General features: G+C 63.3%; 10 protein-coding genes and 1 pseudogene. 4 read left to right on the forward strand and 7 right to left on the reverse strand.

The features are described from left to right. Positions 1-477: 477 nt before the first annotated feature. Positions 478-1,482, forward strand: a complete 1,005-nt coding sequence (locus A8G08_RS10060; protein WP_245672758.1) for a hypothetical protein — start codon at positions 478-480, stop codon at positions 1,480-1,482. Positions 1,483-1,731: 249 nt separating this feature from the next. Here A8G08_RS10060 and A8G08_RS10065 read toward each other — a convergent pair whose 3' ends face one another. From A8G08_RS10065 to A8G08_RS10090, 7 genes are all read right to left on the reverse strand, one after another. Continuing rightward, positions 1,732-2,001, reverse strand: coding sequence for a hypothetical protein (locus A8G08_RS10065; protein WP_068273345.1), 270 nt, complete (start codon positions 1,999-2,001; stop codon positions 1,732-1,734). A gap of 132 nt (positions 2,002-2,133) precedes the next feature. Beyond that, positions 2,134-2,676 carry a hypothetical protein gene (locus A8G08_RS27085; protein ID WP_157108495.1) on the reverse strand — a complete coding sequence of 181 codons (543 nt, stop codon included), beginning with the start codon at positions 2,674-2,676 and terminating at the stop codon, positions 2,134-2,136. 185 nt (positions 2,677-2,861) lie between these two features. Further along, positions 2,862-3,029, reverse strand: coding sequence for a hypothetical protein (locus tag A8G08_RS27090; RefSeq protein ID WP_157108496.1), 168 nt, complete (start codon positions 3,027-3,029; stop codon positions 2,862-2,864). Beyond that, complete coding sequence (locus tag A8G08_RS10075) at positions 3,026-3,886, reverse strand: tyrosine-type recombinase/integrase (RefSeq protein ID WP_245672759.1); 861 nt, start codon at positions 3,884-3,886, stop codon at positions 3,026-3,028. The genes A8G08_RS27090 and A8G08_RS10075 overlap by 4 nt, the downstream gene beginning before the upstream one ends. 422 nt (positions 3,887-4,308) lie before the next feature. Further along, on the reverse strand, positions 4,309-5,241 hold the full coding sequence (locus A8G08_RS10080) for an alpha/beta hydrolase fold domain-containing protein (RefSeq protein WP_068273348.1): 933 nt from the start codon (positions 5,239-5,241) through the stop codon (positions 4,309-4,311). Positions 5,242-5,277: 36 nt separating this feature from the next. Further along, on the reverse strand, positions 5,278-6,501 hold the full coding sequence (locus A8G08_RS10085; protein ID WP_157108497.1) for an aromatic ring-hydroxylating oxygenase subunit alpha: 1,224 nt from the start codon (positions 6,499-6,501) through the stop codon (positions 5,278-5,280). Further along, positions 6,498-7,418 (reverse strand): metal-dependent hydrolase, encoded by a 921-nt coding sequence (locus tag A8G08_RS10090; protein ID WP_068273351.1) that lies wholly within the window; start codon positions 7,416-7,418, stop codon positions 6,498-6,500. The genes A8G08_RS10085 and A8G08_RS10090 overlap by 4 nt, the downstream gene beginning before the upstream one ends. A gap of 102 nt (positions 7,419-7,520) precedes the next feature. Here A8G08_RS10090 and A8G08_RS10095 point away from each other — a divergent pair, with 102 nt between their 5' ends. The 3 genes and pseudogenes from A8G08_RS10095 to A8G08_RS10105 all read left to right on the forward strand — a co-directional run. Continuing rightward, positions 7,521-9,473, forward strand: a complete 1,953-nt coding sequence (locus A8G08_RS10095) for a flavin-containing monooxygenase (protein ID WP_068273352.1) — start codon at positions 7,521-7,523, stop codon at positions 9,471-9,473. Between the two features lie 27 nt (positions 9,474-9,500). After that, the gene (locus A8G08_RS10100) at positions 9,501-10,283 is read left to right on the forward strand and encodes a glucose 1-dehydrogenase (protein WP_068273353.1); all 783 of its coding nucleotides are present in this window, start codon (positions 9,501-9,503) and stop codon (positions 10,281-10,283) included. 13 nt (positions 10,284-10,296) lie between these two features. Next, positions 10,297-10,659 (forward strand): annotated as a pseudogene (locus A8G08_RS10105) (phytoene desaturase family protein); the annotation flags it as partial.

Consider the following 10,659-nt stretch of genomic DNA (forward strand, 5'->3'; position numbering starts at 1 on the left):
GCGTTCTCGACATGCACGTTCTGACACCCCGTCGAAGCGGGTGGCATCGGCGGATCGGGCTCATCCGCGATCGTCCCTATGGCGATTCGGTTGACGATCAGTCGGGCCGATCAGCCAACATTCCTCGCACTCCTCACCGTGCGCAGCGCATCCTGGGTCTTCGTCGCCATCCTCCTCGCCGGCGTCACCGCCCTACTCCGCAAAACATGACCTTGGTCTGTCCCAAAACTCAACGCCCGCAGTGAGACACGGGCCGTTGCAATCTCACAGCGGGTCGATATCTTCAGTTACTTGTAGTGCATCTTCGACGTAGTCCACGGGTGTTTCGGTGCTCGACGCGGCGCTGTGGACGGGCTACCGTCGCTGCCGTCCATGACGTAGGCAGCGGGAGGCGCAAGTGCGAGTGACGCGGGTTCTGGATCCGGTGAGCGATGCTCCAGACCAATCCACGGAGACGGTGTTGAAGGGACGGGGAGCGTGCAGTCGCCACGGAAGCAGGGTCTGACCACTCTCGTGGTCGTTGCGGCAGTCGTGGTCCTCACCGCCGTGACGATCGGAGCGTGGAAGTACCAATCCAAGGACACGTCCACCGCCACCAACAAACAGATCAACCACCCCGCGGCGAGCGCTGAACCACGCAGGGCATGTGCCCCCGGCTCCTCCGAAGGCGATGGACCCGCAGCCGCAGGCACAGCGCAGCGGTTGACGGACGTCATGCAGAGCGCGGGAGAGTTGCTGCGCGTCCGCGGCGCAGCGTGGGGACCGCAGGTCGCTACCGGTACACAATTGTCCGTCAGCGAGGCGTTCGAGCTCGCGGCATCGGTTCCGGGTGATGCAACGGCCGTGGAAGTGGAATGGCTTCGTCAAGCACAGCGGGACGGTGTGTACGACGATCCGAATAGGTCGCTCGAGACGGAGGTTCAACACATCGAGTCGACGACGATCACGGACGCCGACCTCCTCGACCATCTAGGGCCGAACTGGCAGGCGATAGTCGACACAATCGCCGATGTCGCGGCCATCGGGTTCGACGGATACGTCGCCCAGGTTCGTACCTCCCCGCCGATGAGGGCCGCCGATGCCCTCGACATCCGTTCACAGTTGCGGGTAAAGGCCATCGCATCCGGTCTGCAGGAGCAATGGGATCGATCCCAGGAACTGGTCGGCGTCTATTTCCAAGAGTGCACCACCGATGCGACGACACGGCGTGACCCTTTGGTTCCCGTCGAAAACTACGTCCAGGACTGGGATCTCGCGGAGGCGTTGGTCCGTGACGCGGTTGCCGCTGCCTTCTTCGCGGATTCGTCCGGCGACGACCGCCAGAAAATCGAAGTCCTGGAACGGGGACTGCAGTTCGTCCAGACTCCCGACGAGTTTGATTGGGACGATTCGCAGACCCGCTCGGTGGAACCGAACGAGAACCTCCACCCGGACGATGCCGCACTACTCGAACTGGAAGAGCCTTCCCTCGACGGTGAGTGATCCGACTTCGCCATCCCACAGGATCGACTCGATAACAAAGGGGCTCCGCGAAATCAGCAGCGAATCCCTGGTCATCACCCCGTCGTGGACATCGTCCGTGACGCAAGAGCGCAGCTCAACGGGCCAGTGCCGCCGCGGGCCAAAGATATCGGTCGATTCCGGACACGGCCAAGATTCACCGACGCAAAGGGCCCACATTCATGCGACATTGGACAGAGCCATCGGTCTGAGGTTGGCGAGGGATTTGCCTCACACCTGCCGGTGACGTCCGAGTCGCCATCCGAACGCGGCACCGGCTGCGCCCACGAGTCCGCCGAGCACGGAACCACCGACCACCATGCCGACGAGGAATGGGGCTGTTTCAGAAATCTCCATGGTGCCGACCGTGCCCTCGCCTAGAGGGGTATAACCAGCGGTGTACAACGTCACGGGAAGCGAGAGCCACCACAGGAACAATCCAGCGGCCAAGAGACCGCAGAGTAGGCCGATACCCGCACTGAACGTGATCATTCGGCGCATGTCTCGATTCTCTCACTGGGAGTGACCAATTCCTCGCCCCGTCACCGTGCCGGTCGACAAAGGGCAGGTAGGCACTGTCCGGTGTTTTGTTGTCTGACCGGCGGTTCTGTTGTACGACCGGACCCGGAGAACTCAATCGGTGGTGGGTTTTCTCGGGGCAGTGAAATGCCCAGTGGCCCGCGCGGCAACAAACAGACCTATCAACGCCAGCCCTGCTGCGCGACTACAGCGATAGTGGAGCCTGTTCGAACACACCCGCTCCAGCTGACTCTGCGGAATCGGACGAGACTGCACCACGGGCTTGTCCGATCCGGCGATCGTGACTTTCAGTTCGTTGGCGGGCGCCGGACTGATGACGGATCCGCAGACAACCCTTCGGGGCCCGACACTGTCGACCGGGACCGAGATGGTCACAAATAGTGCCCAGCCGATCATGGCTAGCGCCATGACTACCAGCAATACGCAGCTCGTGCCGAACAAGACCGCATATCGACTGCGATGGCGCCGCTTCCACCAGAAATAGGTAAGCGCCAGTCCTGCACCGAGGTACACCAGCCATGCCCACGACGAGAGGAGCCCGAGAAATACGTATGCGAACAAGAACGTGATGATCCAGAAAGCGGCAGTCAGCCACTCGGTGCGGGATCTCGTGCCTTGCCGGTTCCTGAGCGTCACCGAATCATTCTCTATGGCATGACCCGGCGTCCAGCGCAGGACTATCTTTTAACGGTCGTTTTCGAGACGCGCGTAGCGACTCGCGCCGTCGGTACGGCAACGAGTTCTCCAACCTCATTGGCGCGTTGGTCGGAACCGGTCGAGCTTCGCTTTCAAACACCGTCAGGCGGCAAGTCCGTGGCGCGTCAGGCGTCGTCGCTCGGCTGCTGGCCATACCGGTTGCCCGCGACAGACGCAACCGAGTTGAGCCTGACCGTGGCCTTCGAGGTTCCGATGCGGCGCGGCTCATCGCGCGCGATGATCTCGACCTCCACCGCGTTGACTTTCTCGCGCAGGACGCAGTTTTCGGTCATTTCACGACGCGTAGGTGAACTCCGCGCGGCGATTGCAAGTGGCGGCTGAGCAGGGCGCCTGCGTCGGTGATCGCGGTGCGGTCGGGGTGTAGGTAGCGCTGGGTAGTGGTCAGCGAGCCGTGGCCGGCGATCTTGCGCAGATGATGAACAGGAATGCCGGCATCGGCCATCCACGTCAGTCCGGTATGTCGGAGGTCGTGCCGACGGAGGCGTTCGTATCCGAGATCTGACACGACGCGGTCCCAGTTGGTCGCGTCGCGAAGTACTGCTGTCGTGACTCGACCGCCTCTGGGACCGGTGAACAGGCGCGCGTCCGGACTGTTCGCATGCCGGTCGATCCGGGTGCGGAGCATGTCGTGGAGTTCCTCGATCAGCGGCACGACGCGGGCGCGTTTGCCCTTGGTGCCTTTGTCGGCGACGCCACCGGGTGACGGTGTGGTTTGTCTCCTGACCGTCCAGGTCCACGCATGGAGATCTATATCGCCGACGCGGCAGCCGGACACTTCGCCGATCCGTGCGGCCGTGCAGGCGGCGAAGACGACGATGTCACCCCAGCCCCGGTACTTGCCGGCAGATGCTTCGATGAGTGCGTCCGCCAACTCGGTCAGCGCGTCCCAGTTCGGCAACGCGAGCGCGCGAGGGTCATCGAGTTCGTCCTCGGCGAGTTGGTACTGACGCTGCCATCCGGTGATGCGGGCCGGGTTCGCGTCGATGAGACCGTCGCGAACCGCTTGCTCCATCACTCGTACGAGCATGGCGAGGCTGTTCTTGATCGCCGAGCGGCTGCATTCGTCGGTGATCCAGAGGTTGACGGCGCGGTCGACTGGCCCGGTCTTGCTTCGGTGGCTTGATGACAAGCCCGCCCGATTCGTTGGGGCGAGTCGTGACCCGTTGTGGTCGGTTCACATCCCGTAGTTCTGCCGTCGTGCATCTCAGAGTGGTGGTATCTCGGCCCGAGGGCGTGGTTCGCTGAAATCGTGAATGAGGGTGCGTCGAGGGCGATCGCCGAGATTCATGCTGCTGCAAGGTGTCCGTCTTCTTCGGATTGGACGTGTTGTGCGCTGGGTCTGCTTGCCTGCGGTGAATGTCACTGCGGTGCAATGGGTTTGGTGTCCAGATTCGTGGTCCCCAAATGGTTCCAAAATCTTGACGCTGTGGTTTGTGCCTGATCGGGACGATTCACCGGACTCGCCGGGTCAGGTTGCACGGGTTGCGCTCTCACCAATCGGACCGATCGCCTCCGGGTCGCGTCGAGCCGACGAGTCGATCGGAATCGAAATCAAACTTCCGGATTCCCATGAACAAGGTGCTCCACCAAGGCCTTTCGGAGAGCACGGCATTGATCTGCGAAGAAGTGCTGTGAGATGGACGTATTGGGCGCGATCATGTCGAAGGCGTGGAACGCGCCGTCGGCGATGTGCACGTCGGTCGGGATTCCGGCTTGCTGCAGTCGACGTCCGTACGCAAGCGATTCGTCGTAGAAGAGATCCATGCTGCCGACTCCGATCCATGCCGGCGGCAATCCGGCGAGATCCGCCCTTCTGGCCGGAACTGCTGTGTGTGGGTCGGCACTGCCGAGATAGCACTGCCAGGCGATCTGGTTGTCGCGCGCAGACCACATGACGCGAGGACGTTGATTGGGGCTTGCACCGGTGCGGTCGTCCAGCATCGGGTAGACCAGCATCTGCAGCGCGGGAGCGATCTCGCCGCGGTCGCGCGCCAATAGCGCCAAGGCCGCGGCGAAGCCGCCGCCCGCACTGGCGCCGCCGACCGCGACGCGGGTCGGATCGACCCACGGTTGGCGTGTCAGCCAGGTCAGCGCGGCGTAGCAGTCCTCCAGCGGCGTCGGATACGGATATTCGGGGGCCAAGCGGTGGTCCACCGCCGCGATCGAGACGTCAGTGAAGTTGGACAGCCTGCGGCAGAATCCGTCTTCCTGCCCGGCCCCACCCATGACGGTTCCACCGCCATGAATCCACAACAGTGCCGGCCCGGGTTGCGCCGCGCGGACCGGCCGATGCACGCGCACCGATACGTCCGCGTTGACCGCGACAGATTGGACGCCCTTGCGGCGTCCTGCCCGTACCGCGAGGTTCATGAGTGCGCGCGGCACAGTCACACCGCGGTGGAGGCCGTAGCCGCCCGGCAGCAGCCGAGCCGCGACTCTCAAATCTGGATCGACGCCTCTGAATTCAGCTCCGAGTCGGGCCATCTGCTCAACCTTTCCGTAGCGTCGACTGGACCAAGGTCATGCGGACGGTTTGAGCCGTTCGACTGCCGAGTCCCATTCACGATGCAGGTGCTGGACCAGTGGTTCGGCGCGACCGAGGATGATGTTCTCGAGGCCGTTTTCGGCGCCGCGCTGGCAGGCTTCCGCAGCGGGGAAGTCCTCGTCGCGCAGTACCGCGGTCGCCCCGTCGAATCCCGCCTGGGCCAGCAACCGGTCGTCGTCGTTTTTCATCGGGTGCAGGGATCCACCGACCATATGGACCACGCAGGTGCCAGGGCTCTCGCCGGGATAGACGCGCAGCATCAGCGTAGACACCGGTGACTCGACGACGATGCAGCTGGGGAAGATGCCGTACACGACCGATCCGCTGAACCGTTCGGGCCAATCCTGCTCTGGAATCTTGCGCAGCTCTTCGATATTGCGAAACGGGAATGCCCATCGGCAGTGCATACCGAACGTGTCGAACACCGAGTTGTTGGTGACGATCGGTGCGAGTGTGTCCTTGTGTAGGAACGGGAAGTGGTATCCCTCGAAGTTCACGTCGACGGCGAGCTTCCAGTTCGCCCGCAGGTGTAGCTCCGCACTCTGGGCATGGGCGTACTGATCGAAGCCGAAGGAATCGAGATCCTCGGCGTCGTCGAGGAACCCGTCCACCGATACCGACGGATCGAGCGCGACGACGATCAGTCCGGCTTGCTCGCTCACCGGTAGCGGGCGCAGCCCAAGTTCGGAGAGGTCGACACCATCGAACATGTGCCGGCTGGGCAGGCTGGCCAACCGCCCGTTCGTGTCGTAGCTCCAGGCGTGGTACGGGCAGGTGAATCGTGTTGCACGGCCGCAACCGGAGGCGACCTGTGCGCCACGATGAGCGCAGACATTGACGAATGCCCTTGCGTTGCAGTCCTTGTCACGCAGTAGCAGAACCGGAGTGCCCATCACGTCCTTGGTCGTGTAGTCGCCAGGTTCGGCGATCTCGCCGCCCCAGGCCACGACGTGGGGAGTCCGCTGCATCATCTGACGATCGGCGGCGAATCTCTCCGCGCTGGTGAACACATCCGTCGGTGTCATCAGGACATCGTCGGCGAGATCGAGTCCTCGATTCTCGATGTGGGCGAGCACCCGGTGCGTCATCGACGGGACGAACGGTAATTGCGCCCCAGCCGTTCCAGCGGCGTTGCGGACGGGGGCGAGGACATCCTCGAGCTCCGCTCCATTCTCGAAGGAGAACGCCGGAGACGTCACGTGGACGCGCCGATCGAATACCACCGCGCCGCACTCTTGGGTTCGGCATCGAATCGCGCGAACCACCGTCCCGCGAAGGCGGGAATGTCCTCGAAGGTGGGATCGTGGCCCGGTGCCTGCGAGCGCACCAGTCCCGCGATCATCGCCAGTATCTCCCGCTTCGGGACACCGGCATACGTAGCCTGGCCGGGAGTGGTCAGCTGGCGGGCGGCACTCTGCGCGTCGCGAAGGGCTTTGAAGGACAGGCCATTCGGGATCAATGCGCCGTACCGGCCGCCGTCGGAGTCCGGCACGTGTTCGGAGAAACCGCGGGAAATGATGCCGACAACCTCGTGAAGGTGCTTGACCACACCTGCGATCGTCTTCAACCGATACATGTAGCTGTCGTGCACAGCGTCGTACACGCGCAGCGCCGAGCTGCGATGCTCGATCTCTTCGACGAAATGCCACAAGAACAACGAGGCGACGCGTTCGTCACCCGGTGCGAAAAGTTTGTCGTCGTGATCGAGAAACACCTTGAAGTAGGGCGTGAAGGTAGCCTCGGTGACCGCGGTGTAGCCGAGGCGCCAGGCCAGTGGCTTGGTCGCCGTCAGGTGATCGAACGACGCGGTCACCTCGTCCAGCGTCTGTTTCAATCCGGGCCAGCGCCGCGTCAGTGCGCGGACGTGGCTGGTGTGTGCTGCCGAGTGCTGGGCCTCTTGCCGCAGATAAGCATTGGCTTCCTCGACCACCTCGGGGTCGCGCATCAGAGGGATGGCCTGCCTGGTGGCGTCGACGATGAACTTCTCGAACCCCGGTGCGAAGAAGGAGATGAGGTTGCACTGCATCGCGAACGCGGGTCTTGCGGGCTGCCAGTCGAACGGCACGTCGTCGCCCGCGAAGTCGAATCGCACGCGCCTGACCTGAAGGTCCGACATCCCGACCACTCCTCAGCGATTGGACACTCGTTGATATGTGTCCAGTCTAACGCTAGCATTGGCCGTCGACGGCGCGCAACGGACTGACTGAACGGTGGCCAGATGACGCAAACAACGGTCGGCACCGGGGATATCGGCGCCCTGATCGGTCTGCCGTTCAATGACTCCGACGACGTCATCCGCTCGGTGATCGATGAGGCCAGCGTGCCGACGCTGCTGATGTCGATGGTGCACATGACGGGCGACCTGAGTCTTCTCGATCAGTTGCCGACGCCCTTCCTGCTGATCCCCATGGACCTGCAGGGCGGCATGAGCGAACCCGACAAGCAAACCGTGCGTGATCGGGCATTCGAGGTGGTTCGCGATTACCGGGACCGCGGGTGCCCGCCTCCATTCGTCCCCGACGCTGAACAGATGCGCCACATGCTCGACGTCATGTCAGCGGGCCAGGTAACCGAGGATTACGTCGACTACGTCGCCGCCGACCTGCGCCTGACCGACGCCGACCAGTTGGGCCCGCCGCTCACATCGACACCGGAACAGCGCAGCGATTTCCCGGTGGTGATCGTGGGGTGCGGTGAAGCGGGCCTCTTGGCCGGGATCAAGCTCAAGCAGGCCGGCGTCCCGTTCACGATCGTCGACAAACAGGCCGGCGTCGGGGGAACCTGGCGGGCCAACCGCTATCCGGGATGCCGCGTGGACATCCCTAACCAGTACTACGCCTACTCGTTCGAGCCGACCGATCACTGGTCGCACTACTACTCCGAGCAACCAGAGATACTGCAGTACCTCGAGGACGTGATGGTCAAGCACGGCATCGATGCACATGTCAGATTTTCGACCGAGGTCACGAGTGCGGAGTGGGACGACGAGTCGGCGACATGGATCGTCGTCGTTCGCTCGGAGACGGGTGACGAAGAGAAGTTGCGCGCCCGCGCATTGATCTGTGCGGTGGGTCAGTTCAGTAACGCCGTCATCCCCGATGTGAGAGGGGCTGATGCATTTGCAGGTCCCTCGTTCCACACCGCCGATTGGCGCGACGACGTCGATCTCGTCGGTAAGCGGGTCGCGGTGATCGGCGCAGGCGCCAGCGGCTTTCAGTTGGTTCCGGCGATCGCCGATCGCACCGAGCACGTCGACGTGTATCAGCGCACCCCGCAGTGGATGGCGCCCAATATCGCCTATCACGACGCGATTCCCGACGGCGCCAGGTGGGCTATCCGGCACCTGCCGTACTACGGGCGGTGGCTGCGATTCATCTCATGGTGGCCGCTCGCCGACGCTGCCGAGGAACGGGTGATGATCGACCCCGACTGGGATACCGGGGGACTGTCCTCATGCGAGGCCAACCATGGCGTGCGCGAGATGCTGATCGCCTGGATGCGCGCGCTCACCGACGACGAGGCACTGCTGGAAAAGGTCATTCCCGACTACCCTCCGATGGGCAAGCGGATGTTGCAGGACAACGGAACCTGGCTCACGACGCTACAGCGGCCCGACGTCGAACTCATCGGCAGCGGCATAGCCGAGATTACGAAGGACGGGGTGACCGCCCTGGACGGTGTGCACCGGCACGCCGATGTCCTGGTGTGGGCCACGGGGTTCGACGTCAATCACCAACTCGGCCCGATTGACATCAAGGGCCTGGACGGGATTTCCCTCAACGAGGCATGGGGGGAATCGGCGTACGCGTATCTCGGCGTCACGGTGCCGGGTTTCCCCAACTTCTATTGCATGTACGGACCGGGCACCAACGCCGTTAACGGGACCAGCATCATCTACAACTCCGAATGCCAAATGCGTTACATCATGAGCTGCATCGATATGGTGATGGCGAACGGAGCCCGCTGGGCCACACCGAAACCCGAGGTCTGCGATGACTACAACCGCCGCAACCAGGACAGGCTTCAGACGATGGTCTACACACATCCGAAGGTCGCCAGTTACTACCGGAACTCCGCGGGGACGGTCCCGTCGCTGTACGGCTTCCGGATCGTCGACTACTGGAAATGGACGCACCGAGCCAATCCCGACGACTACAAACTCCACCACTGACCGCCACCGCGCAACCAGGAGGATCTCGTGCCCGAACGCTTGACGGACAAAGTCGCCGTAGTAAGCGGGGGTGCGCGCGGGATGGGCGCGAGCCACGTGTGGGCACTGGTCGACCACGGAGCCCGAGTGGTCTTCGGCGATATCCTCGACGCCGAAGGTGAACGATTGGCCGACGAACTCGGAAAGCCGGTCCGCTACGTGCATTTGGACGTGACCCGACCCGAGGACTGGCAACGCGCCGTAGCTGTCGCCCTCGCGGACTTCGGCGGTGTCGACGTCCTCGTCAACAACGCCGGGATCCTCAACATCGGCACCATCGAGGACTACGACCTCGCCGAATGGCACCGAATCCTCGACATCAACCTCACGGGTGTCTTCCTCGGCATGCGCTCGGTGGTTAAGCCGATGCGTGCTGCTGGACGCGGTTCGATCATCAACATCTCCTCCATCGAGGGGATCGCGGGCACCATCGCCAGCCACGGATACACCGCGACCAAGTTCGCGGTACGCGGACTGACCAAATCGGCGGCACTCGAGTTGGGCGCCAGCGGAATCCGGGTCAACTCCATCCACCCCGGCCTGGTCAAGACACCGATGACCGACGGAATCCCCGAAGACATCTTCCAGACCGCCCTCGGCCGTGCCGCCGAACCCGCCGAGGTCTCGAATCTTGTCATCTACCTCGCGAGCGACGATTCCAGTTACTCGACCGGTTCCGAATTCATCGTCGACGGCGGATGCACAGCCGGTCTGGGCCACAAGGACTTCTCCACCATCAGTGTCGACGGTGAGCCCGACTGGGCCACCTAGGATTCCGGTGCAGATGCGCAACGCCGTGATCGTAGGGTCCGGCCCCAACGGACTGGCTGCGGCGGTGACCCTCGCACGCGCCGGTCTATCGGTGACCGTGCTCGAGGCCGCCGATGCAATCGGGGGAGGGACCCGCAGCACAGAGGGCATCGTCCCGGGACTGCTGCACGACTCCTGCTCCGCCATCCATCCAATGGCGGTGGGTTCACCGTTCCTCAACAGCCTCGGGTTGGATTCGTACGGGCTGGAATGGTTGCGACCCGAGATCGATTGCGCACACCCACTCGACGACGGGACAGCCGGCGTGTTGTACCAGTCGATCGACCGCACGACTGCCTCGCTGGGTCCTGACGGTCGCGGTGGAGAGCGCTGTTCG

Origin of the sequence: Aldersonia kunmingensis (assembly GCF_001646865.1) — a bacterium.
Classification (GTDB): Bacteria; Actinomycetota; Actinomycetes; order Mycobacteriales; family Mycobacteriaceae; genus Aldersonia; species Aldersonia kunmingensis.